Origin of the sequence: Mucilaginibacter phyllosphaerae, assembly GCF_004378255.1 — a bacterium.
Taxonomy (GTDB): Bacteria; Bacteroidota; Bacteroidia; order Sphingobacteriales; family Sphingobacteriaceae; genus Mucilaginibacter; species Mucilaginibacter phyllosphaerae.
The window spans coordinates 699,155-725,168 of the sequence record NZ_SNQG01000002.1 but is presented as its reverse complement, the minus strand read 5'-3'; the positions used below and the strand labels follow the sequence as shown (position 1 = coordinate 725,168).

At 43.5% G+C, this 26,014-nt stretch carries 22 protein-coding genes; 9 read left to right on the top strand and 13 right to left on the bottom strand.

Annotation, left to right across the window (positions count from 1 at the left end):
• Positions 1 to 19: 19 nt before the first annotated feature.
• The 7 genes from E2R65_RS08025 to E2R65_RS07995 all read left to right on the top strand — a co-directional run bounded on the left by E2R65_RS08025 (position 20) and on the right by E2R65_RS07995 (position 9,675).
• Positions 20 to 3,187 carry a tetratricopeptide repeat protein gene (locus E2R65_RS08025; RefSeq protein WP_134335959.1) on the top strand — a complete coding sequence of 1,056 codons (3,168 nt, stop codon included), beginning with the start codon at positions 20 to 22 and terminating at the stop codon, positions 3,185 to 3,187.
• A 13-nt stretch (positions 3,188 to 3,200) separates the two neighbouring features.
• A complete protein-coding gene (locus tag E2R65_RS08020) occupies positions 3,201 to 5,048 on the top strand; it encodes a TonB-dependent receptor domain-containing protein (protein ID WP_134335958.1) in 1,848 nt (615 codons plus the stop codon).
• Between the two features lie 38 nt (positions 5,049 to 5,086).
• Positions 5,087 to 6,205 (top strand): HU domain-containing protein, encoded by a 1,119-nt coding sequence (locus E2R65_RS08015; RefSeq protein ID WP_134335957.1) that lies wholly within the window; start codon positions 5,087 to 5,089, stop codon positions 6,203 to 6,205.
• Positions 6,206 to 6,249: 44 nt separating this feature from the next.
• A complete protein-coding gene (locus E2R65_RS08010; RefSeq protein WP_134335956.1) occupies positions 6,250 to 6,966 on the top strand; it encodes a MotA/TolQ/ExbB proton channel family protein in 717 nt (238 codons plus the stop codon).
• Positions 6,963 to 7,364 (top strand): ExbD/TolR family protein, encoded by a 402-nt coding sequence (locus E2R65_RS08005; RefSeq protein WP_134335955.1) that lies wholly within the window; start codon positions 6,963 to 6,965, stop codon positions 7,362 to 7,364. Before E2R65_RS08010 ends, E2R65_RS08005 begins: the two co-directional genes overlap by 4 nt.
• Before the next feature lie 93 nt (positions 7,365 to 7,457).
• Positions 7,458 to 8,273: a TonB C-terminal domain-containing protein gene (locus E2R65_RS08000; protein ID WP_134335954.1), complete on the top strand. Its 816-nt coding sequence runs from the start codon at positions 7,458 to 7,460 to the stop codon at positions 8,271 to 8,273.
• A 97-nt stretch (positions 8,274 to 8,370) separates the two neighbouring features.
• Positions 8,371 to 9,675: a bifunctional folylpolyglutamate synthase/dihydrofolate synthase gene (locus E2R65_RS07995; RefSeq protein WP_134335953.1), complete on the top strand. Its 1,305-nt coding sequence runs from the start codon at positions 8,371 to 8,373 to the stop codon at positions 9,673 to 9,675.
• Positions 9,676 to 10,048: 373 nt separating this feature from the next.
• Here the strand turns inward: E2R65_RS07995 and E2R65_RS07990 are convergent, their stop codons facing one another.
• From E2R65_RS07990 to E2R65_RS07965, 6 genes are all read right to left on the bottom strand, one after another.
• Complete coding sequence (locus E2R65_RS07990; RefSeq protein WP_134335952.1) at positions 10,049 to 12,454, bottom strand: ABC transporter permease; 2,406 nt, start codon at positions 12,452 to 12,454, stop codon at positions 10,049 to 10,051.
• An 85-nt stretch (positions 12,455 to 12,539) separates the two neighbouring features.
• A complete protein-coding gene (locus tag E2R65_RS07985) occupies positions 12,540 to 13,742 on the bottom strand; it encodes an RsmB/NOP family class I SAM-dependent RNA methyltransferase (RefSeq protein WP_134335951.1) in 1,203 nt (400 codons plus the stop codon).
• Positions 13,739 to 14,926, bottom strand: a complete 1,188-nt coding sequence (locus tag E2R65_RS07980; RefSeq protein ID WP_158285239.1) for an ABC transporter substrate-binding protein — start codon at positions 14,924 to 14,926, stop codon at positions 13,739 to 13,741. The genes E2R65_RS07985 and E2R65_RS07980 overlap by 4 nt, the downstream gene beginning before the upstream one ends.
• A gap of 31 nt (positions 14,927 to 14,957) precedes the next feature.
• Positions 14,958 to 16,487 (bottom strand): glutamine-hydrolyzing GMP synthase, encoded by a 1,530-nt coding sequence (gene guaA / locus E2R65_RS07975; RefSeq protein ID WP_134335949.1) that lies wholly within the window; start codon positions 16,485 to 16,487, stop codon positions 14,958 to 14,960.
• A 124-nt stretch (positions 16,488 to 16,611) separates the two neighbouring features.
• On the bottom strand, positions 16,612 to 17,010 hold the full coding sequence (locus E2R65_RS07970; RefSeq protein WP_134335948.1) for a type II toxin-antitoxin system VapC family toxin: 399 nt from the start codon (positions 17,008 to 17,010) through the stop codon (positions 16,612 to 16,614).
• Positions 16,985 to 17,176 (bottom strand): hypothetical protein, encoded by a 192-nt coding sequence (locus E2R65_RS07965; RefSeq protein WP_134335947.1) that lies wholly within the window; start codon positions 17,174 to 17,176, stop codon positions 16,985 to 16,987. Before E2R65_RS07965 ends, E2R65_RS07970 begins: the two co-directional genes overlap by 26 nt.
• Before the next feature lie 138 nt (positions 17,177 to 17,314).
• On the opposite strand from E2R65_RS07965, the gene E2R65_RS07960 reads away from it, so the two are divergent.
• Positions 17,315 to 17,749: a nucleotidyltransferase substrate binding protein gene (locus E2R65_RS07960; RefSeq protein ID WP_134335946.1), complete on the top strand. Its 435-nt coding sequence runs from the start codon at positions 17,315 to 17,317 to the stop codon at positions 17,747 to 17,749.
• Positions 17,746 to 18,066, top strand: a complete 321-nt coding sequence (locus tag E2R65_RS07955; protein WP_134335945.1) for a nucleotidyltransferase domain-containing protein — start codon at positions 17,746 to 17,748, stop codon at positions 18,064 to 18,066. The genes E2R65_RS07960 and E2R65_RS07955 overlap by 4 nt, the downstream gene beginning before the upstream one ends.
• Here the strand turns inward: E2R65_RS07955 and E2R65_RS07950 are convergent.
• The 7 genes from E2R65_RS07950 to E2R65_RS07920 form a co-directional block, all read right to left on the bottom strand.
• Positions 18,063 to 20,522, bottom strand: coding sequence for a DUF5686 and carboxypeptidase regulatory-like domain-containing protein (locus E2R65_RS07950; RefSeq protein WP_134335944.1), 2,460 nt, complete (start codon positions 20,520 to 20,522; stop codon positions 18,063 to 18,065). The genes E2R65_RS07955 and E2R65_RS07950 overlap by 4 nt on opposite strands.
• Positions 20,523 to 20,639: 117 nt before the next feature.
• Complete coding sequence (gene mgrA / locus E2R65_RS07945; RefSeq protein WP_134335943.1) at positions 20,640 to 21,629, bottom strand: L-glyceraldehyde 3-phosphate reductase; 990 nt, start codon at positions 21,627 to 21,629, stop codon at positions 20,640 to 20,642.
• Between the two features lie 233 nt (positions 21,630 to 21,862).
• Positions 21,863 to 22,435, bottom strand: a complete 573-nt coding sequence (locus tag E2R65_RS07940) for a MarC family protein (RefSeq protein ID WP_134335942.1) — start codon at positions 22,433 to 22,435, stop codon at positions 21,863 to 21,865.
• Positions 22,436 to 22,439: 4 nt separating this feature from the next.
• Positions 22,440 to 23,612: an MFS transporter gene (locus tag E2R65_RS07935; RefSeq protein ID WP_134335941.1), complete on the bottom strand. Its 1,173-nt coding sequence runs from the start codon at positions 23,610 to 23,612 to the stop codon at positions 22,440 to 22,442.
• Between the two features lie 73 nt (positions 23,613 to 23,685).
• Positions 23,686 to 25,206 (bottom strand): amino acid permease, encoded by a 1,521-nt coding sequence (locus E2R65_RS07930; protein ID WP_134335940.1) that lies wholly within the window; start codon positions 25,204 to 25,206, stop codon positions 23,686 to 23,688.
• Between the two features lie 310 nt (positions 25,207 to 25,516).
• Positions 25,517 to 25,774, bottom strand: a complete 258-nt coding sequence (locus tag E2R65_RS07925; RefSeq protein ID WP_134335939.1) for a type II toxin-antitoxin system RelE family toxin — start codon at positions 25,772 to 25,774, stop codon at positions 25,517 to 25,519.
• Complete coding sequence (locus E2R65_RS07920) at positions 25,767 to 25,973, bottom strand: hypothetical protein (protein WP_134335938.1); 207 nt, start codon at positions 25,971 to 25,973, stop codon at positions 25,767 to 25,769. The genes E2R65_RS07925 and E2R65_RS07920 overlap by 8 nt, the downstream gene beginning before the upstream one ends.
• Positions 25,974 to 26,014 lie beyond the last annotated feature (41 nt).

Sequence of the window (26,014 nt, the reverse complement as noted above, 5' to 3'; positions counted from 1 at the left end):
AACATCATTACTGCGCTTTATGATTAAACTTAAATACATTACCCTTATTGCACCGGTATTTTTAGCATTACCATCGCTGGCGCAACAAAACCCATCGTTCCAAACCAACCGCGTTTATCAAAATGCAAACAACCTGCTGGCAATGGGCAAATATGCAGCTGCTGCCGAGCAATACCGCCTGGTTGAACAAACAAAGTTAAAAACCAGCCAGCAATCAAAGTTCGAGTCGGAGCTTTCCCTGCTGAAAGAAAATGCACAATACTATGAAGCCCTTTGTGCTTTAGAATTAGGTAATGATGATGCCGAAAGTATGTTTACCCGCTTTATTAAAGAGCACCCGGAAAACCCGCTGGCCAAGCAGGCCTATTTCCAGGTAGGCAGATCATATTTTAAACAGGGCAAGTATAACGAGGCCCTGACTTGGTTTAATAAAGTTGATGCAGGCGACCTTACCGGCAGCCAAAACACCGAATACAAATTCAGAAAAGGTTATGCCTATTTTGTAACCAACGATTATAAAAACGCCCAGCTTTTATTTGGCGAAGTAAAAAATAAGCGTTCGCCTTTTACAGATGATGCCACTTATTACTTTGCCTACATAGCTTATCTGAATAAGGATTACCACCTGGCATTGCTAAATTTCGAAAAGCTTAAAAATTCTAAAAAATACGAAAGCAGCTACCCATATTACATAACTGCCGTTTACTTTTTAGATAAGCGGTATGATGATGTGATCAATTACGCTATCCCTATCATCAACACCACCAAACAGCAAAACGAAACCGAGATGCTGCGTATTATTGGTGCATCGTATTTTGCAAAAGGCAATTATGATAAAGCAGTTGAATATTATAGCCGTTTTGAGGATGCCGACCAGGGCCGTACGCAAAACACGCAGGATAGCTACCAGATAGGTTACGCTTATTATAAAGTAGGCAACTATGGCAAAGCTGCCAGTGTGTTAGAAAAACTGGTTACCCAAAATGATAATTATACCCAAAACGGCAGCTACACCCTGGGCGATGTGTTCCTGAAAATGAACAACAAACAAAGCGCCCGTAATGCTTTTATGGTAGCATCAAGGTTAAATTACGATAAGCAGCTGCAGGAAGACGCACTTTACCAGTATGCCAAATTATCTTACGAGCTTGATTTTAATAACGAAGCGCTGATAGCAACCCGTGCGTATTTAAAGAATTACCCCAGATCTACCCGTAACGATGAGGTAAAGATACTTTTGGGCGAGGCTTTGCTGAACTCTAAAAATTACAAAGAAGCTGTTGAGATACTGGAACCGATACCAAATAAATCTCAAAGCGCACAAATAGCCTACCAAAAAGTTACTTATTACCGCGGTTTAGAGTTTTATAATGAACGCGCTTTTGAGAATGCCATTGGTATCTTTTTGCGCTCGCTGCAAAACCCGGTAGATAGCAAGGTAAAGGCTTTAACGCTGTACTGGATGGCCGAATCTATGTACGAGGTGCGTAAATACACCGAATCTGTAGAGAATTTTGAGGAGTTTTTGGCCATGCCTGAATCTAAGGAAACAGAAGTAGCCAACTTTGCCAATTATGCCCTTGCCTATGCCGCTTTTTATGATGAGCAGTATAAAAAAGCCGCTACCTATTTTGAGAAATTTTTACGTGGTGATGTAAAGGACCAGGCGACAGAAAACGATGCCATCAGCCGTTTGGGCGATAGCTACTTTGCTATTAAAAGTTATGGCAGCGCTTTAACCAATTACGACAAAATTATTGTCCGCCACAGCCAAGGGCAGGAATATGCCCTGTTTCAGCGCGGTATCATCCAGGGGCTGCAGGGTAACCCCGATGCCAAGATCAGTACGCTTAATAACCTGTTAAGCCAGTTCCCAAATTCAGATTATGCAGATGATGCGGCTTTTGAAATAGCTTACGCCTACTTCCTTAAAAATGACGGAGACCGCGCCAAGGCCGATCTGAATGCCATGATACAAAAGTATCCGCGCAGCAGTTACATTCCGCGTGCCTTAACCACAATTGGGCTGATAGATTATAACGCCGGTAACGATGACGAAGCTACCAACTCGTTTAAACGCGTGGTAGCCGAATATTCATCAAGCGATGAAGCCAAACAAGCCCTTAAACAGGTGGAGAAGATCTATACGGATAAAGGCGACGCGCAAACGTTTATTAATTATGCAGGCACAACCGGCATTGGCAACTATACCGCCGCCGAGCAGGAAAGCATTATGATAACTGCCGCCAACAACCTGTATTTAAAAGGCGACTGGCAGGGTACCGTAAACGCTGTTAACGCCTACTTTGATAAATTCCCAACTAAACAGATTTACGAGAAACAGGCCAGGTTTATCCGCGCACAGGGCTTAAGTAACCTGGGCAAGGCAGATGAAGCCGTGGTAGATTATAACGTTATCCTGAACGACTGGACAAGCGCCTACAGCGAAAAAGCGCTGATCAGCATGGCTAAACTATACATCAGCCAGAAAAAATATAACGATGCCATCGTATTCCTGAAAAGGCTGGAAACCAACTCAGAATACAAAGCCGATTACAGCTTTGCTATCAATAACCTGCTGTTAAGCTACTCGCAGATAAACATGCCGGATGATGTGCTAAAATACGTTAAGCTGGTACGCGATTACGAAAAAACATCGCAGGAAGATAAATACAAAACAGGTTTGTACGCAGGCAAGGCCTACCTGCAGCGTGGCGACACTACAGCCGCTGTTAAGGAGTTTAATTACACCGTAACCAATACTAAAACAATTGCCGCGGCCGAGGCAAAGTATAACATTGCTTATGTAGAATATCTGCAGGGTAAATATAAAACATCGCAAAAAACCTGTTTCGACCTGGTAAAAGACCTGCCGAATTACGATTACTGGGTGGCTAAAACCTACATCCTTTTAGCTGACAATTATGTAGGGCTTAAGGATAATTTCCAGGCCAAGGCTACGCTAAACAGCATCATAGATAATTATAAAGGCGATGATGATATTTTGCCGATAGCCCGCCAGAAAATGGCCCAGCTTGACCCCAAAGCTAAACAGGAGAAACCGGCAGAAGAAAAACCGGCAGAAACGCCGCCGCCGGCAGAACAAACACCGCCGGTTACTACAGAGCCTGCCAATACAACTCCGGCTACACCGGAACCAACTAAACAGGAAAACAAAGAACAATAGAAAAAGACAAGCAATGAACCAAAGACACACCATAACACTGCTTACCTTATTAACGGTATTTTTCTTTGTTCCGGCCAGCGCACAAACAAAGAAAACAACAGATAAAAAACAACCTGCCAAAACTACGGCAAAGCCTGCTGCAAAAGCAAAAGCACCTGCTAAAAGCACTACGGTGGCTAAAGCCGGCGCTAAAAACTTAGGCGAAGCAGCCTCAAAAGTACCTGCTGCCGATACCACCAAAAAAGGCGGGCAAGCCGGCAATACGCCTAATAACGGCAGCAGCCTGGCCGAAGAAATTGTGGTAACCACATCTTACAAACCGGTATTAGCCGAGGCGGTAAAAATTCGCCGCAACCCCGATCTGGAGGATAAAACACCCTACAAGGCGCCTTTAAGCTACAAGCCTATTGATAAAAAGCTATCGCAAGATAATAACATACGCCAGCTGGAAGCCATGAAAAGGCCTGCCGAACAAGATTCTGTTCAGCTGAACAACTTTGTTAAGGCAGGTATTGGAAGCATGAAAACCACCTTTGCCGAAGGTTATTTTGGCAACGGCAAGGATGAGGCCCTGCAGGTTGGCGGATACTTTAAACACTTTGCCCAATCAGGCAGCTCATTAGATAAACAAAACGATAGCCGCCAGGAAGTAGGCGTGTTTGGCAAAAGCATCAATACAGAAAACACACTTACAGGCCGTTTAACTTACAAACGCCGCCAAACTTATTTTTACGGGATAGATGAAGATAACCCGCCTGCCAGCTTCGTTCCGGCCAAGCAAACTTTTAGCACGTTTGGCGCCGAAGGCGAGATAGCCAAAAACTTTAAAGACGAAGAGAACGCATTTACCTACGCGGCCAAATTTAAAGGCTACGTTTTCAGCAACGCCTTTAGCGCCCGCGAAAACAATGTAGTGGTGAGCGGCTTTTTAAACAAAACGGTTAAGCAATTTTATGCCGGCTTAAGTGCATCTTTAGACCTGGCTACCCAAAAAGACCTGGCCTATTCCAACAACAACAGCATCGTAAGGGCCAATCCTTATATTAAATTCCAGGGAGATAATTATAAGATAGATGCGGGCGTTAATATTGCCAAAGAATTTGGCGTATCATCCCGCTTTTTCATCTTCCCTGCTGCTAAGATAGAGTTTCAGGTGGTGCCAAAATATGTGCGCCTTTTTGCAGAAGCCAAAGGCGATGTAAACCGGGCGTCTATTAAAGATTTTACCGAGATCAATCCATTCCTGGGCGAGAACATTAACCTGGTAAATTCGGTAGATAAGCTGGATATATCTGTTGGTTTAAAAGGCACGCTTGCACCGGGCCTGGGCTTTAAAGCAGCGGTGTACCGCAACAGTATTAAAAATCTGCCGTTATTTGTAAACAACTTTGCTGCAACATTTAATAAATACCAGGTTATTTATGATAATGGCGATGCGCGCGTAAGCGGCTTTAACGGCGAACTTGATTTTAAAGCCAGTGAAGATGTAAATGTTTACGGCAGGGTTGAATTTAAGGATTACAAAATGGCCAGCGAAGCACAGCCCTGGAACCTGCCTAAATTTATCCTGACGGCGGGTACCAGCATCCATATTAACGATAAGGTAGATATTAACGGATCCCTGATGTTCCGCGGCAGCACGCAAGATCCGTTAGTAGTGGCCGGCAGCGCGCCGGGCACACCCGTTTATACCAACGTACCATCATTTGCAGATCTAAGCGGCGGTGTTACCTATAAAATAAACAAACAGTTTTCGGCATTTGCACAGGCAAATAACATCCTGAATGCAAGCAGCAAAACATGGGTTTATTATCCAAACTATGGGTTTAATATATTTGGCGGGGTAGGCTATGCATTTTAAGCTTTTTGATGTTTTATAATTATCCGTACTTTTAGCGAATGGATGTAGGCAATTTTATAAGCGAACTGCTGGCGCAACAAGGCGAAGTGAATGTACCGGGTTTGGGTTATTTTGCGCATACCCGTAATAATGGCCACTACAACGAGCAGCAGGCGATACTTTATCCGCCTGCTTACCACGTGCAGTTCGATCCGGAATTTACGGACGATCAGATACTGGCACAACACATTGCAGACCGGAAGAACATATCGCTGGCATCATCAAAGTACTTTACCGAAAAATACATTAACAATATAAAGCTGCAGGCACAGGATGCAGAAATACCAATGGCCGACCTGGGTTGGTTTTATACCGAAGATGACCAGCTATATTTCAGAGCCAATACAAGTACCAATACCGATCCTGATTTTTTTGGTTATCAGCCAATAACATTGCCCAAACTGGGCGCTGCCCGCGCAGAAGAAACACCCGCTGCATATGAACCGGCACAGGAATATGCTGCACCGGTTGCCATTCCGCAGCCACAAAAACAGCAGGAACAACCGCCCGAAGGTTACCGTTACGAAACGGATGAAGAGCACGAGGAGCATTTAATAAGATTGGTGCGCAAGCGTAAAATAACATCAACCCTGGTATTTGTAACATTAACTTTACTGCTTACAGCTTTGGTTATTTACCTGGTAAACCGTTACGACCCTACAATATTTAACCGGGATACCAATAAAGTAAAAGTAACCAAAACAGAACCGGTGATTAATGCCAAAGTAACCCCCATAGAAATAGAGGATACAACAGCAAAAGATACCGTAAAAACAGCCGTTAATACAGATAGCCTGACAGTTGCTGCTAAAGCAGCGCCGGTAACAGATACCGCAGCTAAAATAAAAGCACCTGTAAATAATACCATAACAGGGCCGCGTTATGAAATTTTAGCCGGCGCCTTTTACACGGCAGCAAAGGCAAAACTGGAGATACAGAAATATGAAAAAATGGGATTTGAAGCCTATATAGCAGATGGCGTACCGGGTAAAAAAGTAAATGTATCCTTGGGTACGTTTAAAACCAAGGCCGAAGCCAATGCTGCTTTTGATAAAATAATTAAAACCGGTAAAATAAAACCTAAAGACGTTTACGTTTTACCTGTAAATATTAGATAAACGCCCGCAGGGTAATACTTTAAATTAAGAATTAATCAAAAACTATGATGTTATTATTGCAGGTTGCAGCAGACACCACCGCAAAATTAATTGATACCGCAAACCACGCCGCAACCCAACAACTGGCAAAAATACCCGAAGAAGAATTACGTTTTGGCGATTTGCTGATAAAAGGCGGCTGGGTAATGATACCGATAGGCGTATTAGCCGTATTGGGCCTCGTAATATTTTTTGAACGTTTTTTCACTATCCGCAAGGCATCAAAAGACGAATCGCACTTAATGAGCCAGGTTCGCAGCAGCATCCACTCCGGCGATCTGCAGTCGGCTATTGCTATTTGCCGCAACAGCAATTCGCCGCTTGGCCGGATGCTGCAAAAAGGCCTGCTGCGTATTGGCCGCCCTATTAAAGATATTGAGGGCGCTATTGAAAACGTGGGGAAACTGGAAGTATCCAAACTGGAAAAAAATATTGGCATCATCGGTATCGTGGCCGGTATTGCGCCCATGTTTGGTTTCCTGGGTACCATTGCCGGGGTGATCAAGATCTTTTACGATATCTCTAAAACAGATAATATCAGCATGGGGGTTATCTCCGGCGGTTTATATGTAAAAATGGTTACATCGGCAGCGGGTTTGTTTGTAGGGATCATTGCTTACGTATGCTACCATATTTTAAATATGATGGTTGATAAGGTGATACTGAAGCTGGAAACGGACGCTATTGAGTTTATTGACCTGTTAGAAGAACCAAGCAAATGAATTTAAGAAAAAGACATAAAGGCGCATCAGCAGAAGTGCATACTTCGGCCATGAACGATATCATGTTCTTCCTGCTTTTGTTCTTCCTGATTGCGTCAACGGTAACCAACCCCAACGTAATTAAACTGATGCTGCCCAAATCATCCAGCGGGCAATCGGTATCCAAAAAAACCATCAATGTATCTATAGATAAAGATCTGAAGTACACCATTGATAAAAAAGAAGTACCGGTAGATCAATTACAGCCTACATTACAAAGCTACAAAGCGCTGGCATCAGAATTAACAATTGTATTGTATGTAGACCGTACCGTAGCTATACAGGATGTGGTACAGGTAATGGATATTGCACAAAAACTAAATATAAAACTGGTACTGGCAACAGAACCGAAGGGATAAACAGAGGGGTAAAAGTTAAAGCTGAAAGGTTGAGAGTAGCTTGTATGCCATTACCTTTAATGCTTAACCTTTCGCCTTTAACCTCAAAAATAAATGGACTACAGGGAAGAAAATAATTATCCGAAGGCATTCCTGGCAACAGGTATCATACTTGGCGTGGTGATGGCCCTGTGCTACTTTATTGTTTTCCAGATGCCGCAGCCGCATGAGGAAGGCACAGGTGGGATCCTGGTAAACTATGGTACTGTTGACGAAGGCATGGGTAATGATTATATGAGCATTGAAGAACCATCCGTTGCCGAAAAAGCTAACAATACCAAGCCGGATAAGGTAACCCCCACCCCGCCAACCGAAGAGAAACAGCAGGTTGATAATAGTGATAAGAATGTAGTTACCCAAACTACCGAAGATGCGCCCGAAGTTACGGCAAACAGCAAAGCGCCAAGCAAAACGGTAGCTACGCAGCCTACCACCAAAACAGTTGCTAAACCAACCGTTAACCAAAACGCGCTATATAAAGGTAAAACCAATAATGGTACCGGCGAGGGCGATGGTACAGGCAGCACACCGGGTAACCAGGGTAAAACCACAGGCACCACGCTTACCAATAATTACAACGGCACAGGATCTGGCAATGGAGGGAATTTAAACCTTACACAGCGCAGTTTTGTAAGTGCCCCAAAAGTTGATGCAGGTAACCGTTATACAGGTAAGGTAATAGTAGATATTATTGTGGATAGGAATGGCAATGTGATACAAGCCACAGCAGGTGGGCGTGGCACAACTATTACAGATGCGGGATTATTGCAAAAATGCGAAGACGCCGTAAAACGCTCACGCTTCAACACCTCTGATACAGCCCCCGAAAGCCAGAAAGGCACGCTTACCTTTGTGTTTAAAGTGAATTAAAAATTTAGTCCGTAAACCGATGGACGGCAGGCCATAGCCATAATTATTTATAATTTTGCATACTAAGCCATAGCCATAAACCTATGGACTATGGACTATGGACTACAACGCCACCCTCAACTATCTTTACACCCAGCTACCCGTTTTTACCCGTGTAGGCGCATCTGCTTACAAGGCAGACCTGACCAATACCATTGCTTTACTTAATATACTGAATAACCCCGAACATAAATTCAGGAGCATCCATACAGGGGGTACAAATGGTAAAGGATCAACATCGCACATGCTGGCGGCCATATTACAGGTGGCGGGTTATAAAACCGGCTTGTACACATCACCGCATCTTAAAGACTTCCGCGAGCGCATCCGCATTAACGGAGAAATGATCAGCGAGCAAACAGTTATTGATTTTGTAGCTAAACATCAGCCGGACTTTGAGCAGATTAAACCATCTTTTTTTGAGATGACGGTTGCACTGGCCTTTGATGTTTTTGCAAAGGAGCAAGTGGATATTGCCGTGATAGAAGTTGGTTTAGGCGGCCGGCTGGATTCTACCAACGTTATCCATCCCCTCCTATCCGTTATCACTAACATCGGCTGGGATCACATGAACTTACTGGGCGATACCTTACCTAAAATAGCCGCCGAAAAAGCAGGGATCATCAAACCCTTAACACCTGTAATTATAGGCGAACACCAGCCTGAAGTGGCAGATGTATTTATCAATAAAGCCGAAAAAGAGAACGCGCCGTTAACCTTTGCATCAAAAACCTGGAGAATAGAACTGCTAAAAGGGCAAATTCGCCAAGAGGAACAAGCCGAAATACTGGAGGTTGAAACTACTTACGTTTCTACCGGTGCAAGCCATGTTATTCAACTTGATCTTAACGGTTCCTATCAAACAAAAAATCTTAAAACGGTGCTTTCCGCTGTGGAAGAACTGCGTATGCAAGGTTTCAACATTACCGGCGAACATATTACCACGGCACTTAAACAGGTAAAAAAACTGACCGGCCTGCACGGTCGTTGGGAAACTATCAACCAAAATCCGCTAACCATCTGCGATACCGGCCACAACCCCGAAGGTATTGCGGAAGTACTTAAAAATATTGCATCTGTCCGGTACGATCAGCTGCATTTTGTGATAGGTATGGTAAATGATAAAGATATCAGCAAGGTGCTATCTATGCTGCCAGCCGATGCAACCTACTATTTTTGCCGGCCGGATATCCCCAGAGGGCTGGAAGCGGAAGCCATTAAAGAAAAAGCCGCCGGTTTTGGATTGATGGGTGAAGCTTACCCATCCGTAAAAGAAGCCCTGCAAGCAGCACAAACCCATGCAACCGATAAAGACCTGGTATTTGTTGGGGGCAGTACTTTTGTGGTGGCAGAGGTAGTTTAATCATCGCCTGAATCAAAATTTACAGGATTTTTAAATGAACAGAATTGCTATCTCTCATTTTGGAAATTCTAAATTCCCCTTACTGGTATAGGTTTAGCGTAGCGTAACCTGTACCTAAAACCTGGTAAGCTTTCAGCTTACGCAAGCAGAATGCTTGCCTTGTTTTTGGTAGAAGTTTAAAACTTCGACCAGTAGCGGCTCGTACGTGCCATAGATACAAAAAAACGGCCCGCGCGTCATTGCGAGGTACGAAGCAATCTCTTGAAGCAAATCCTTCATGCAAGGTGTTTAATTATCCTAAAGAGATTGCCATGCTATCGCTCGCAATGACACAGGGGAATCAAAAACTCCCTCTTCAGGGGGCTTGGGGGGGCTACTCCGCCCTTAAACTCTTTACCGGGTTAGCCAATGCCGCCTTAACCGTTTGCAAGCTTATCAGTATAGAGGTGACTATGATCAAAGCCGCTACGGCTACAGCAAATGGCACTGCCGTTAAACTGATCTTATAGGCATACCCGTTTAACCATTTGCTCATCATCCAATAAGCCAGCGGGCAGGCTATCAGCCCGGCTATGATCACCGTACCCAAAAAATCTTTCAGGAAAAGCAGTATTACATCCTTAACAGACGAGCCCAGTACCTTGCGGATGCCAATCTCTTTAGTGCGTTTTTGGATGCTGAGAGAGATGAGCCCCAGTACGCCCAATAATACAATAACGATGGCGAGGCCGGTTGCCAGGTACGATGCCTTTTTGAGTTGTAATTCGGTTTTATACATTTTGGCGAGGGCATCATCCATAAAGGCATATTCAAACGGTGCGCCGGGCAAAACTTCGGCCCATTTTTTTTGGAGGGCAGCCAGGCTATTTTCAATATTGCCGGGCTTTAGCCTGATAGAAAAGTACCTGTAAAAGGGCGTTTGGTTGATATTGATAAAAGTCATCGGCTGGATCCGGCCAGACATGCCGCCGAAAATAAAATCGCCCACTACACCACAAATAGTTAGCGGCGCCATCCCTGCCGCGTTAAACTGCTGCCCGATAGCATCTTTGGCTTGCTTGTAACCCAGTGCTTTTAACTGCGTTTGGTTGATCACCACCTTGCCCGAATCTGCCTGCATATACTGCGGTTTAAAAAATTCCCCAGCTTTAATATCGAGGCCATACGTAGCGGCAAACTGGTTATCGGTTAGTAATAACTGCGATGAAAACGCTTGTGCAGGGGCATCCGTTAATTTGTAGGCCTGCAGGTTGCCGCTATTGCCGCCATCCATGATCTCCCAGGATAACGATACCGAACTTACCTGCGGCAACTGTGCCAGGCGGTACCGCTTATCCTCCATTTTTTGAACGCCGGGCTTGCTCCAATCGCGCGGCAACTGGGCGTAAACCACATAGTCTTTATTATACCCCAGGCTTTTACTGAAGAAGAGGTTGATCTGTTTGGAGATAACCAAAGCGCAGATCAGCACCACCGCAGCCGTACCAAACTGAAAAGCAATAAGCGATTTACGGAACATTACGTTATCTTTCACCCTGTCTAACTTCCCTTTCAGCGAATCGATTGATTTTAACGAGGATAGCACCAATGCCGGGTAAATACCCGCCAGCAAGCCAATTATCAAAGCAAGTGTAACGGGGATCAGGTAAAAATAGATCGGGAAGGATAACAGTCCGTTAATATCGGTAGCTAACAGGTTGGCAAAGAAGGGCCTTGCCAGGGCATACATCCCCAAAGCTATCAGGGTGGCAATCAGCACCATTAATACCGATTCGGTGAGGAACTGCCAGATGAGTTGTTTGCGCAAGCCACCTAAAACCTTGCGAATCCCCATTTCCTTCATCCGCTGCGACGAGCGGCTGATACAGATGTTCACAAAGTTGATAACCGCCATCAGCAGGATGAACAGCGCAATGGCCGATAGCGTGTACAGCATTTTTTTAATAGTGCCGCCACTATCATTGATGTAAAAGGATTTTAACGATACCAGGTAAGGTGTAAGGTTCTCTGCTATCTGCGGCGGAGCATTGCGTTTGATAAGGCTCTTCATGGGGGCCGTCAAAGCTTCGGGCTTAACGCCTTTTTGTAATTGTAACAGGCCAACAATGGCGGTGTTGTTCCAGCCGTCCAAACTGCGGCCCAAAAATTTGGCGGCAGCGGCTGGCAAAAAGAAATTGCTGTTGCTGGCATCGTTAATTTGGGTAACCGAATTTTTGCCCAACTTTTTCAATACCCCGGTGATGGTAAAATCGTGCCGGGTACCGGTGAAACTTTCGATGGTTACGGCCTGCCCAACCACATCTGTTTTGCCAAAATATTTGATGGCGGTTGCCTGCGTTATCACGGTCGAAAAAGGGTCATTTAAGGCCGTTTCAGGGTCGCCAAAAAGTAGTTCAAAACCATACATTTTAAGGAATGTGCTGTCCCCCACCTGCAGGCTTTCGCGGAAGTGTTTATCACCTTTAGATACGTTGGAGCTTACCCCATCCCAATGGTAATAATTGGCAACCAGGTTTGGGTATTCCTCTTTCAGTGCTTTAGGCATTGCTGCAAGGGCGGTAAGGGTATAACCCATATTTGGGTCTCTCCACCGGCTTTGTATAATATATTGGTTATCAGAGTTTTTAAGATCGGAATTAACATTTATTTCATGCCATACGTAGGCGGCAATCAGCAAGGTGAACGCAATGCCAACCGATAGGCCGAAGATATTGATGAGCGAGAATAGCTTATGTTTCCAGATGTTTCTCCAGGCAATGGTAAAGTAGTTTTGCAGCATAACGACGGGTTTGTATGCTCTAAAATAGGCCTTAACTACCAATAAATGAAAAGATTAACATTTTTTAACTCATGAAGCCAGGAACTTATTCTCCCGCCTCCTGAGTCTTATCTTCCTGCTTCCCTTCCTTAGCTATCATCCGGGCTACAAACATCGTGTCCGCCTTGTGCTCGTAGCCGGTAAGTACTTTCATCTCCTCAAGCTGCAGGCCCAAGTCTTTGATAATATAATTCACAACGTCCTCATTCTCTGCCTTAAAGGCCGAGCAGGTGATATAAATAAGTGGTTTGCCGGGCTTTAAATGCTTGGCTACGTTGGTTACGATAGCCTGCTGCAGGCGCTTAAAAAAGTCGGTTTTGGCAATCTCGAACTGGCTGATCATCTCTGGCGTACGCCCCCAGGTACCCGATCCGCTGCACGGTGCATCCAGTATAATGCCGTCGAATGCATAGTTATATAGTAGCTGCTCGTTGTTTTCGGTCAGGTCCATTACCTTTTTCTGGTACTTACGCAGGCCGGCATTCTGGAAACGTTCATCCAGATTGGATAGTACAGACTCGCGAATATCTGATACAACTAACTTAATATCTGGCTGTAAGCTATTGAGCAATAATGATTTACCGCCGGATGCTGCACAGGCGTCCCACCAGCTATCCCATTTTTGGGGCTTAAAGTAATTGGCTGTTTGCTGCGAGGAAAGGTCCTGCACTTCAAACCAATGCTGTTTCGGGAAGATGGTTTCCAGCCGGGTACCGTTAGGCATCGACAGGCAGTTATTACCTTCATCCTTAAAACTAACAGCGGCTTTGGTCAATTCAGCTTTTACCTGTGCCTCAAAGCCCTTGGCTATCCGGATAAACAGATCTGGCTGGATAAAAAACGATTTCAGGAAGGCATCCCTGTCAATTCCTGCAGAAAGCTTTGGCACCCAGGGGAATACATCTTCCAACTTAAAATCGGGATAAGTTGTTTTGATCAGATTAATCTTTTCATCAATACCAAAACCAATACATGCCGCCCAGTCGGGCTTAAAATGCTGTAAAAACGAATTGGATTGGGTGTTGCACAAAAATTCGGCTACCATTAAACGGTCTTCGGCTGGTAAGTTGGGTAGTGCGCGGCCTAAACGAAAGTAGTTGTATATCAACCTGCCGGCAACGCGCCTGTCGGTAGATCCCATTTGTTTATTCTGACGATAAAAGCCGGGTAAAAATTTACTTAAAGGCGTATCGGCAGGGTATTCGCCCAATATTCGCTGAAACGTCTTTAACTGGTTTATGGCTTTCATTGCACTTTCTTTAGATCGAAGTTTTGATATTTTAAGATATCTACATGTGTATTTATCCAGCCCAGGCCCGGCTTTTTTACAAAATGGAAGCTATTGTGCAAACCGGTAAAATCTTTTAATTCGGGTTTGTTCATATCCTCGCCTTCGGCTAAAAGCTGCCCAAAGTAAAGGCCCTGGTCAAAGCCTTTTATAGCAAAATCGGTAGGTTCGGTATGATAAGTGCGGCGATAATTGCGTAAAAACGTATTGGTTTCGGCACTCTTGTAATCTACTTTATCAGATGAAGTAATGTGCGTATTAAGGCGTTGCAGCAGCGCGGCTTTCAGGAAAGCGAACTTTTCCCAGTTTGGGTGCCCAAATACCGTTACCGGGAACTTGTTAGACAAGGTATCTAAAGAGCGCAGTGTAACCATCAAAAACGACTGCTTGGTTGATGGTATTACAAATACATTTTGCACCTTATTATTTAATTGTTTAGCTAAAGGTGTGAGGTTGCCACGCACAACGGTGAGGATAATAACCTGTATCTTTCGTTTGCTGAGGCTATCTAATGTGTGCTTAAAAGGCGCAGCATATAGCTTTTCTTCGCTAAAGCCGGATGTTAGTATAAATACTTTTTGGGGTTTCAGTGATTTAGCAACATAAGTAGCTGCCCCCATAGCATGATACTCCAGCGGGGGCGTCATGGTGATCAGGTTAGGATTTCTGAACGTAGCTGGTGCTGCCGGCGATAGCGGCGATATAACGGGCTTACGCGGCTTAGTAAGCATCGCTGTAAAAGCTTTTACATCATCGGGAAAAATAGGTCCAACTATCAGCTCCGCATTTTTTACCTGCGGGTTTAAACCCAGGCTATGTGCCTGTGCCGCATTGCCCTTACTATCAAATATCTGTATTTTAAAGTTTGCCCCATCGGCAGTTGCAGAATCCAGGCCAAGTTTAAAACCCTGGTAATAATCAACCGACATGTTAGCTGCGTTTAAATTTGCAGAGGTGTAGCTTTGGCCTGTAGCGGCGTGGTCAAGGTTCAAGGGCAGTACAAGCGATATGGGTGATACCCTGGCCTCCGGTGTTTTTACCGGAGGCTTGTCAGCAGGTTTATCTTTTTTAACTACGGGGTTTTCAGTTGTTGTTTTTACAGTGTTTGAAGGTACAGTTCGTACCTTAGGCGAACATGCACCCATTATCAGCGCCGTTAAAACAAATATTAACCACTTATTCCCACTCAATGGTGGCCGGTGGTTTCGAACTGATGTCATATACTACCCGGTTAATTCCTTTAACGTTGTTAATGATCTCGTTAGAGATCTTGGCCAGCAGATCATAAGGCAGGTGGCACCAATCTGCCGTCATGCCGTCTAATGATTCTACTGCGCGCAGGCAAATTACATTCTCATAAGTACGCTCATCGCCCATTACACCTACCGATTGTACCGGTAAATAAATGGCGCCCGCCTGCCAAACTTTATCATAAACACCGGCCGAGCGTAAATTGTTGATATAAATCGCATCTGCCTGTTGTAAAATGTCAACTTTCTCGGGCGTAATATCGCCTAAGATCCTGATAGCCAAGCCCGGACCGGGAAAAGGGTGGCGGCCAAGTATGTTAGGATCTATACCTAAAGCGGTACCCACACGGCGCACTTCATCCTTAAACAGCGTGTTTAAAGGCTCTACAACCTTCAGCTTCATAAAATCTGGCAACCCGCCTACATTATGATGCGATTTGATAGTTGCTGACGGCCCCTTTACTGAAACAGACTCGATAACATCCGGGTAGATGGTACCCTGGCCTAACCAGCTTACACCCTGTACCTCATGTGCGGCATCATCAAATACCTCGATGAACACGCGGCCAATGGCTTTCCGTTTTTTCTCGGGATCAGTTAAGCCGGATAAGGCATCGTAAAAACGTTGTTTAGCATCTATTCCCTTTATATTAAGGCCCATGTGCTGGTACGAATCCAATACCGATTGGTACTCGTCCTTACGCAATAAGCCGTTATCAACAAATATACAATGCAGGTTTTTACCAATGGCCTGGTGCAGCAATACCGCCGCCACAGAAGAATCTACACCGCCTGAAAGACCTAAAACTACCTTATCATCGCCCAATTTCGCCTTCAGTTCGGCAATGGTGGTTTCGATAAACGAGTCCGGGGTCCAATCCTGGCTGCAACCGCAAATGTCTACCAAAAAGTTTTGCAGCAATTGTTTGCCATCGATACTGTGGGTAACCTCGGGATGAAACTGGATGCCGTAAGTTTCGGTACCGGTGATATGGTAGGCTGCAACTTTTACACTATCCGTACTGGCAATCACCTCAAAATCATCTGCAATGCGGGCAATGGTATCCCCATGCGACATCCACACCTGCGAGCCAAGCGGTACATCCTTAAACAGGATGGTATCCGGCTTAATAAAATCCAGATTAGCGCGGCCATATTCGCGAGTGCTTGATGCTAAAACCTCGCCGCCATGAAAATGAGCTACGTATTGCGCACCATAGCAAACGCCCAAAATAGGCAGGGTTTTATGGTGTTTGGCAAATTCAAAATGAGGGGCATCGTCCTGGCGTACAGAATACGGGCTGCCCGAAAGGATAATACCTTTTACGCTTGCGTCAACTTCAGGAACTTTATTAAAGGGATGGATTTCACAGTAAATATTGAGCTCCCTGACACGGCGCGCGATAAGCTGGGTGAACTGCGAACCGAAGTCAAGAATGAGGATTTTTTCTTGCATGGGCAAAGATAGGATTGCAAAGGCAAAATTCAAAAGTAAAAAGTCAAAACTTAGCGTTATAGTTACGGGATATCTGTATAAGCCCGTTAAAGACTATAATATTTTGATTAACTTTTTATTTATCCTATTTTTTAGAAGCCGTAAGGTTAATTCCGTCATGATAAAGGACAAGGTTTATATCATTAATCTTTTGGAAGCCCTTATCAGCAGTTATAAATGGTATGTTTAAAGTTAACGATGTTGCAGCTATTAAAGCATCTGGTAACTCAATTTTGTATTTTCTTGTTAAGCCAATATAATTTTCTTTGATTGCATTACTCATTTGAATTATAGAGCAATCATTTAAAAAATTAAGTAGTTCAGCCTCGTGTTTTTGTGTAATCGATTTATAACCTAACAATTCCAGTTCAGATATAAATGATATATATAATTCTTTTCCTTGTAAGTAGTCTTGTAGCTCTTGACTTCCTCTTAAGAGGTAAATTACAATATTGGTATCAATCAATATCTCTTTTCCACTCATTTCTCATTTTTTTTTGAGCTTCCATACCGTCTTCCAAATCAGGAATTATACCATTATATTTTTTCGCATCGAATCCGCCTTTACTTTTTTCTTTGTAAAGAATTTTATCTATCGCTTCAATGTCTTCTTTACTGGCGCCCTTTTTTAATACTAATACCATGGCCATGTTTTGTTGTTAAACAAATTTAACGAAAAGTTTTATGCTTTGTTACGATTAATTGTGGTATGCGTTTTAAAAAATAGTTTAAACCAAGTCAGCTTATTAGTTTATAGTGTAAATTAGCACATTGTATAATTATAAGTTATGACTTCAAAAAAAGATATTCGCTGGATTCAAAGATTTTCTAATTACCGTAAAGCATTAAACCAGTTAGAAAAATTTATTTTGAAGGGGGATCTATCAGAACTTGAAGAGCAAGGGTTAATAAAAGCTTTTGAATACACTTATGAATTAGCCTGGAATACGCTTAAAGATTATTTAGAATATCAAGGTATAACAAATATAATCGGATCGAGAGATGTGATAAGAGAAGCCTTTAAATCTGAATTAATAGTTAATGGGGATAGTTGGATGCAGATGTTGCAAAGCAGGAATTTAACTTCGCATTCTTACAATGAAGATACAGCCGATGAGATTGTTTCTGCCATATTGAATAATTATTTTGACGAATTCAAAACTTTGGAATCAAAATTAGAAAGTCTTAGGTCGGGTACCCAGAATGATTTATTTAAAGCATGAAGTACGGGTTATCAAGTAAGAATTTGACCAGTATAACTAAGGTTTTGAGGCAATTCCCTGCTATAAAAGCTGCATATTTATATGGATCAAGAGCGAAAGGCAATTATAAATCATCATCTGATATTGATATCATGCTTAAAGGAAATGAACTTGATCTGTATCATCTAACACAAATAATGAATGAATTAGATGATCTCCTTCTGCCTTATCAGTTTGATGTTGCTATATACCATCATGTAACTAATAAAGATATACTTAGCCATTTGGATAGGGTTGGAGTAGACTTATTTACTTCGGTTCCTTATTCATCGCCCTAAAAACTCATCCCAATCCTTATCGCCTGGTTAACCCCGCCAAATTTGTTGTTGAACGATGTACCGTACATCACCCTAAGCCCGATATTGGTTTGGAAGCCTACGCCCAGTTCGGTGTAGTTTTTTAGGGTTGGGGTGCTGAGGTAATTTATATTGATGATTTCCTGTAATTTGAGGTTACGGATAAGCGGGATCATGTTGGTGAGCAACCCGCTAAAGTTATGCTCTAAGTGACCTTCCAGATACTTATCGCCGGTGCTGAACTGATAGTAATCTAACAGCAGGAACTTGCTGAGGCCGCCCTGGTAAAACAGTACCTGATTGCCGCTAAAATGCCTGTAATCGGTGTAGTAAATATTTTTGGTATTGAAGAATTTACCCGCGCCAATGTAAAACGAGGTTTTACCGTAAAAGCCCATCGGGATCTCGGATTTAGACAGATCTGCAGATAACAGGTTATAATCGGCATCAGAACCAAATACATTTTTAACCGCCTTTACAAACGTTAACCCCAAGGTTGGGTATTTGGAAGGGATGTAGCGCCTGCCGGTAGGGTAAGTTTCATAACGGTTACTAAAATCATAAGTAGTGCGCACGCTCAGTTTAAACGATTGATTCTCGGGGAACAAGGGTGCATCCACATTGGGCGAAAGCGGGTTGTTGGTAGTGAACTGGTGCCTTTTAGGATGAAAGAAACTGTAATCTGTTGTATTAGAAAGGTATTTGCGGTTTGCCCATTCGGCGCCAGCACTTGCCTGCCAGCCGCCATAAATGCGTTTAGATATGGTAGCCGAAGCATATTGCTTTTGATAAAACTTCTCGAAATTTTGCCTGTTTAAAAGCGTGTAGGCGGTGTTCATGAACGCGCTGATCGGTTCGTGGTTGTTCAGGTCAATCACATCACTTCCGCCTGCCAGGCTCAACGTGGCAGATCCTAAAGGCATAGTGATACCGCCTGTGGCATTAAATAGTTTATTAGAAAAACCATAGCGCACCTTGCCGTAAACATTGAAATAACGGTTATTTAAACTGTCTATCTGCTTGGTGAACGAGCCGCCGTAGCCCAAAGCCAAGCCTTCTACCGTGTTATAAGTAACCGAACTTAAAAGCGAATTGAAGTTGTAATATTCGTGATCGAACCGGTTGCGATGGCGGTAGCCGCCCAACAGGAATTTGCCAATACTAAATTGATTATTCACCTTATCCAGCGAATCCAGATAGGGCTTTGATTCGCGTTTGGCAGCCAGTACGGCCTTCTTTTGATAGTCGGTTTTTTCCTCCGCTGTCAGTGGGATGGGCCTTTGCTGTTCCCAGTAGGCCGAATCTTTTTTGTTTACACCCCGGGTAATGCGCAGTACCTCTTTAAACTGGTTTTTATCCAGTTTGGGCTCAATATCATAGTCTTTATAAATAGATATGAAGTAACCGCCAAATTTAAAGCCGAACAGGCCGCCGGTAAATTCAAATTTGAGGGAAGCGGGCATCCAGGCCTTATCGCTTACAGGGAAAAACTGCTGGTTAACTTTCAGGGTATCTACAAAGTTGATGTTTGATTTTTTGGTGATGTACAGCCCCAGGCTTTGCATGCGCCAGCTATCATCCATAATATAAATGTAGCCGCTAAAACATGGGGCGTAAGGGTTGCGGGGTATCACCTGGATCTTGTTGATCGTTTCGCCATTTTCAACGGTAAAACCTAAATATTTGTATTGGTAATAAGCTAACGCATTATCTGCAATGGGCGATATCAGCGGGCGATTGCTAAGGCCTTCCCATACCTGCAGGTTTTCATAAAAATTTACCCGCATATCAGATACACGGTTAAAACTGAATGCCCGGTTACTACCCGAAAACTTAGACGAGATCATTTCCTCATGTACTTTATCCGGCCGTTCAAAACTGAATTTAGACTGCGATTCCGACAGGTAGATGATCCCCCTGCGGTTGGAATCGAGACCGTTTTCGCGGGCCATTTTTTGTACATCAAAGCCCAGGAATTTTTTTGGGGCACCCAGCAGCTTTTGCAAGCCCTTAATATACACCTCGCAGGTGTAGGCGTTAACCTCGTTCAGATAGGTTTTACGCTTTTTTATCGCCTTGCGGATGATGGCATAAGCAGGGTCTTCGGCGCCCGCGCGGATGGCCACTTCTTTTAATTGATAATCTTCGGCATTTAATACAACATTGATAGTTTGGTCGTTCTTCAATTCAACCTTGCGGTTTTGCTGTTTATAGCCCATTGCCCGATACTGCACATCATACTGGCCGGTTTTTAAAGTTAAGGTGTAGCCTCCCTCGCTGTTGGCAGATGTACCCCTGCTGCTGTTTTTAACATAAACCGTAGCAAACGGAACGGCATGGCCTGCAGCATCTATTATTTTACCGCTAATAATAATATCCTGGGCAAAAAGCGTTGATGTAATGAGCAGAAATAAGGCAAACAGGAGAAATGGCTTCATGCAAACGGATTTGGGCAAAAGATAAATAAAGATTTTAGATACCGATGTTAATGTTTGTTAAACAAAAAGGCATATTTATTTCTAAATACGCCTTTTTGATAGTTAAGCGGCAGATACTTATTTCAGGATCTGCTCTATTTTTTCTAATTCCTCTGATGAAAAATTAAGATTATTTAAAGCTTTTAGAGAATCAGCCAGTTGCTCGGGTTTACTCGCACCAATCAGCACCGAGGTTACCCGGTTATCTTTAAGCAGCCACGCCAGGGCCATTTGGGCAAGTGTTTGGCTGCGCTGTTCGGCCAGGGTATTTAGTTTTTTGATCTTGCCGATAACTTCCTCAGTTACCTGGCTTTCCTGTAAAAAGCCGGTTGATTTTGCCGCGCGGGAATCCTGCGGGATGCCATGTAAATATTTATTGGTTAACAGGCCTTGTGCCAATGGCGAGAACGGGATGCAACCTACGCCGTCTTTTTCCAGCACATCCAGCAAACCGGCTTCGGCATCGCGCACAAACATCGAGTATTTAGGCTGATGGATCAAACAAGGTGTACCCAGTTGCTTTAATATAGCAATAGCTGCATCTGCCTGCGGTGCGTTGTAGTTAGACAGGCCTACATATAAGGCCTTACCTTGCCGAACGATCAGGTCTAATGCGCTCATGGTTTCTTCCAGCGGCGTTTCCGGGTCCGGGCGGTGATGGTAAAATATATCCACATAATCCAGCCCCATGCGTTTAAGGCTTTGATCCAGACTGGATACCAGGTATTTTTTAGATCCCCAGTCGCCATAGGGGCCATCCCACATAGTATAACCGGCTTTGCTGCTGATGATCATTTCATCGCGGTAGCCGGCAAAATCTTCCTTTAGGATCTTACCAAAATTAGTTTCGGCGCTGCCCGGCGGGGGGCCGTAATTATTCGCCAGATCAAAGTGGGTAATGCCGCTGTCAAACGCCAGGTGCAGGATCTTGCGATAGTTTTCCATCACATCCACATGGCCAAAGTTGTGCCACAGGCCCAGTGAAATAGCCGGTAATTTTACACCGCTTTTTCCGCAGCGGCGATATTGCATTTTATCATATCTTCCAGAAGATGGCAGGTAGGTCATTGGTTTTTAGTTTATTTGCTAAAATACTATTTTGATCAGAATTTGTAGAATTTAAGAATTTTCAGAATAAGAGATAGCAATTCTGTTAATTCAAACATCTGCTGCCGCGAGATTAGCGTAGCGTATCTCGTGGTATGGCATGGGCAAGCATTCTGCTTGCGTAAGCTGAAAGCTTACCTGATTACCGGTCCAGGTTACGCTATGCTAAACCTGGACCAGTAATTGGACGCTACCTACAAACCCGAATTACTCCTAAACAACTTTATTGCGATAGCTAACAAAATAACCCCGAAAGCTTTACGCAGGATGTGCAGGCCGGTTTTACCCAATAGTTTTTCCAGCCATTTTACATTTTTAAGCACCAGGTAAACAAATGAAGTATTTAGGATAATGCCTACGATGATGTTTTGGGTTTGATATTGTGATTTAAGTGATAATAGGGTTGTCATGGTGCCGGCACCGGCTATCAGCGGGAATGCCAACGGCACAATAGAGGCCGCCTGAGGCATTTCTTCTTCTTTAAAAAAGCTCACTCCCAATATCATTTCCAATGCGATGATAAATATTACAATAGAACCCGCTATAGCGAATGACGAGATGTCCAAGCCTATCACAGCCAATAATTCATCCCCTGCAAACAAGAAACCTATCATTAAAACCAATACCGCTATACTGGCCTTCTCCGATTCGATATGCCCTACCTTTTGGCGTAGCTGTATAATCACCGGGATGGCGCCGAGAATATCGATAATGGCAAAAAGGATCATCGTTACGGATAATACCTCTTTAAAGATCAGTGGATGCATAAGCTTAGGATTGTTTTTCTTTACTTATTAAACGAATACTAAACAAAAGTGCAATTAAAATATATAAAGATGATAAAAAGAAAATACTATGTATAGATATAGCCGTTATTAAGCCCGCAGTAACCGGCCCAAAGGTTTGCCCGATGGATGCGTACGATTGGTTTACACCCATCACCTCGCCTTTTTCGTTCCCCTCGTTATGGTCGGCTATTATAGCATTCAGCATGGGGTTGCGCAAGCCGTTGAACAAGCCATAGATGCCTATCGAAACCGCAAACAGCACCAGCCCGGTGGCAAAGCCGGCCAGTATCATCATCCCCAGGCAGCAAATGGTAGATATCAACAATATTACGGCCTGCGATGAGATCACCTTTTTAACCGCCGGCACCAGCATCTGCATTAAAATACCGGTAATGCCAAAGCCGCCATAAAACAGGCCTATCTGCGTTGGGGTAAGCTTTAATTCATCCACACCAAATGTTTGGAAACCGATGATCATGGTAAACTGCGCCATGGTAAGCAAAAAACCGGTAAAAATTGCGGTGCCGATAACCGGCTTTTTTAACACGGTATATAAAGCCTTAAAGCTGAATTTATGATCCTGATCTGTTTTGCCGGCGCCCTTATTTTGGTTGGTTTCCTTTAAAAAGAACAGGGTTAATAGCACCCCTATCATGGCAATACCAGCCGCAAAAAAGAACGGCACCTGCATACCAAACCTGCTGAGTAAACCGCCTACGGCAGGCCCTATTACAAAGCCAAACCCAAATGCCGAGCCCAGTATCCCAAAGTTTTTGGCCCTTTCCTGCGGCGATGAGATATCAGAGATCATAGCCTGGGCTACAGAGATGTTACCTCCGGTTAAACCATCCAGTATGCGCGCAATAAAAAGTACAATTATGCTATTCGCAAGGCCGAAAATAATGAACGATGCGCAGGTGCCGATGAGGCTGATAACCAGAATGGGTTTACGCCCGAACTTATCTGACAGCGACCCTAAAACCGGCGTGGCAAAAAACTGTGCAATGGAAAATGCAGCGGTAAGCAGGCCGATGGTATGCTGGGTAACGCCAAACTTTTTACCATAAGGATACAGCAGGGGTATAATAATACCAAACCCCATAGAGTTGATGATGGCAATTACAACAAGTACCCAAATTATCCGGTTCACTTTCATCCCACTACAAAAGGCTTTAAACCAAAAAAGGTTCTGCAAATGCAGAACCTTTTTTAATATGGTAACGATTAAATTACTGTTTTTCGAAATCAGATGCCTTTGGCAATATATCTGATACGTTGCCCAGTTTACTGTGTTTTTTACTGTAACCAAAGTAAATAAGTAAACCTGCTACCATCCAGATCAACGCGCTTATCTGCGTTTCGTGTGGTAAACCAACGATCATACCGGCACATACAATGATACCCAGAATTGGCACTAATGGCACAAGCGGGGTTTTAAACGGACGAGGCAGGTTAGGGTCGGTTTTGCGCAATAATATCACACCCACACAAACCAGGATGAAAGCGAACAAGGTACCTATAGAAGTTAGATCGCCCGCTACGCTACCCGGTACAAATGCAGCAAATGCGCCCACAAATATAAAAAGGATCATGTTGCTTTTGTATGGCGTACGGAATTTTGGGTGAAGATCTGAAAACACTTTAGGCAATAAACCATCTGTAGACATGGTGTAGAACACCCTCGACTGGCCCATTAACATCACCAAAATAACTGATGAAAAACCTGCCAGGATAGCTACGGTAACCATAGTTGATAACCAGCCGTAACCGTGCATGTAGTTACTGATAGCGTAAGCTACAGAAGCCTCTTTACCAGATTTCATAAAATCTGTATAAGGTGCAACACCCGTTAACACCCACGAAAACAGGATGTATAGGATGGTACAAACCACTAACGAACCTAAAATACCGATAGGCATATCGCGTTTTGGGTTTTTAGCCTCTTGTGCCGCAGTTGATACCGCATCAAAACCAATGAATGCAAAAAATACCACACCGGCACCACTGATGATACCACCCCAACCATGGTTGAAGAATGGCGCATAAGAATACGGTTTGCCATTTTGCTGGATAATATCCGGTGCGTTAGCAGGTATAAGATAAGGCGTATGGTTAGCCGGGTTAATAAACTGCCAGCCTATAGCTATAAACACCAATACGATAGCTACTTTAATAAATACGATGATACCGTTTACAGTAGCAGATTCCTGCGTACCTTTTATCAATAAAAGCGATAAGATAACCAATATCAATAAGGCAGGCAGGTTAGCAATACCGTGTACGCTTTGCCCGTTTACCATAACAGATTCCATTGGAGAGTGGCACCACTCATAAGGTATGCTGCCCCCGAGGAGCTTATTGGCATACTCGCTCCAGCTGATGGATACAGTTGCCGCGCCCAGTGCGTATTCTAATATTAACGCCCAACCTATGATCCAGGCAACAATTTCGCCCATGGTAGCATAAGCGTAGGTGTAAGCGCTACCTGCAATAGGGATAATAGAAGCAAATTCTGCATAGCAAAGGCCCGCGAAAGCGCAACCTATAGCAGCCACAATAAATGACAAGGTTACCGCAGAACCGGCGTGCTCGCCGGCAGCAGCGGCCGTTCTTACAAACAGCCCGGCACCAATAATTGCACCGATACCCAACGCAATAAGGCTACCTGCCCCAAGCGTACGCTTCAGGCTTCCTTCGGCGTCAACCGCGTTGGTTAGTTGTTCAATAGATTTTTTTACAAATACCTTCATGTTTTAGTTTAATAATAAGATTCAGTTTTAATATCTTGAAATCAGTTGTCCAAACGTACTTAAATTTATTGAAAACTTAAAGTGCAGAATGTAACAAGGGTATGGTAGTTTTTTACAGAATTAAAGGCTGTGAGTGTGAATGGATTGATGATAGTTTTTGCCCCAATAAATTATGCTGTTGAAAACACTAAGGCCTGCATTTGTCAAGATAAAAATGCCGGCAAGGTAATAGCGGGGCGTGGAGTGTAGCACATATTTACATCAACATAGGTTGATTTTTAAAATCGCCAATAGCAGATGTAAATTTGTTTTATCTATAAATATCTTTTCGATGCCCCAAAGTAATAATGCTGATAATTAGCTCGTCATCAATTATGTTATAAATGATGCGATAGTTACCAACCCTGATGCGATATCCTTCTCTACCTGTTAGCTTTTTATATCCCTGAGGCCTTGGGGCTTGCCCTAATGATGCAATAGCATCAAAAATAGGTACAGCAAAAGCATCCGGAATTTTGTCTAATTGCTTCTGAGCTTTTTTAGATAAAACAATAGTATAATCAGGCATTACTTTTTTTCCTGGTCTTTAGGTATTCAGAAAATAAAATGCGCTCTCCGGTATCATTTTTTATAGCCTCATCGTAAAGTTTAACATCCTCCAGGTCTTCTAATTCTTCCATAATTGAATTAAACTCACTAACAGGAAGTACAACTAACGATTCGTTACCATTACTATCTTTAATATATTGCGGATGCACTGTAAGCATAATAGCGTATTTATGTTACACAAATTTACAAATCACAATAG

Coding starts and splice junctions, on each gene's coding strand:
- E2R65_RS08025 (WP_134335959.1), top strand. CDS start 20: ATGATTAAACTTAAATACATTACCCTTATTGCACCGGTATTTTTAGCA.
- E2R65_RS08020 (WP_134335958.1), top strand. CDS start 3,201: ATGAACCAAAGACACACCATAACACTGCTTACCTTATTAACGGTATTT.
- E2R65_RS08015 (WP_134335957.1), top strand. CDS start 5,087: ATGGATGTAGGCAATTTTATAAGCGAACTGCTGGCGCAACAAGGCGAA.
- E2R65_RS08010 (WP_134335956.1), top strand. CDS start 6,250: ATGATGTTATTATTGCAGGTTGCAGCAGACACCACCGCAAAATTAATT.
- E2R65_RS08005 (WP_134335955.1), top strand. CDS start 6,963: ATGAATTTAAGAAAAAGACATAAAGGCGCATCAGCAGAAGTGCATACT.
- E2R65_RS08000 (WP_134335954.1), top strand. CDS start 7,458: ATGGACTACAGGGAAGAAAATAATTATCCGAAGGCATTCCTGGCAACA.
- E2R65_RS07995 (WP_134335953.1), top strand. CDS start 8,371: ATGGACTACAACGCCACCCTCAACTATCTTTACACCCAGCTACCCGTT.
- E2R65_RS07990 (WP_134335952.1), bottom strand. CDS start 12,454: ATGCTGCAAAACTACTTTACCATTGCCTGGAGAAACATCTGGAAACAT.
- E2R65_RS07985 (WP_134335951.1), bottom strand. CDS start 13,742: ATGAAAGCCATAAACCAGTTAAAGACGTTTCAGCGAATATTGGGCGAA.
- E2R65_RS07980 (WP_158285239.1), bottom strand. CDS start 14,926: ATGGGTGCATGTTCGCCTAAGGTACGAACTGTACCTTCAAACACTGTA.
- guaA (WP_134335949.1), bottom strand. CDS start 16,487: ATGCAAGAAAAAATCCTCATTCTTGACTTCGGTTCGCAGTTCACCCAG.
- E2R65_RS07970 (WP_134335948.1), bottom strand. CDS start 17,010: ATGAGTGGAAAAGAGATATTGATTGATACCAATATTGTAATTTACCTC.
- E2R65_RS07965 (WP_134335947.1), bottom strand. CDS start 17,176: ATGGCCATGGTATTAGTATTAAAAAAGGGCGCCAGTAAAGAAGACATT.
- E2R65_RS07960 (WP_134335946.1), top strand. CDS start 17,315: ATGACTTCAAAAAAAGATATTCGCTGGATTCAAAGATTTTCTAATTAC.
- E2R65_RS07955 (WP_134335945.1), top strand. CDS start 17,746: ATGAAGTACGGGTTATCAAGTAAGAATTTGACCAGTATAACTAAGGTT.
- E2R65_RS07950 (WP_134335944.1), bottom strand. CDS start 20,522: ATGAAGCCATTTCTCCTGTTTGCCTTATTTCTGCTCATTACATCAACG.
- mgrA (WP_134335943.1), bottom strand. CDS start 21,629: ATGACCTACCTGCCATCTTCTGGAAGATATGATAAAATGCAATATCGC.
- E2R65_RS07940 (WP_134335942.1), bottom strand. CDS start 22,435: ATGCATCCACTGATCTTTAAAGAGGTATTATCCGTAACGATGATCCTT.
- E2R65_RS07935 (WP_134335941.1), bottom strand. CDS start 23,612: ATGAAAGTGAACCGGATAATTTGGGTACTTGTTGTAATTGCCATCATC.
- E2R65_RS07930 (WP_134335940.1), bottom strand. CDS start 25,206: ATGAAGGTATTTGTAAAAAAATCTATTGAACAACTAACCAACGCGGTT.
- E2R65_RS07925 (WP_134335939.1), bottom strand. CDS start 25,774: ATGCCTGATTATACTATTGTTTTATCTAAAAAAGCTCAGAAGCAATTA.
- E2R65_RS07920 (WP_134335938.1), bottom strand. CDS start 25,973: ATGCTTACAGTGCATCCGCAATATATTAAAGATAGTAATGGTAACGAA.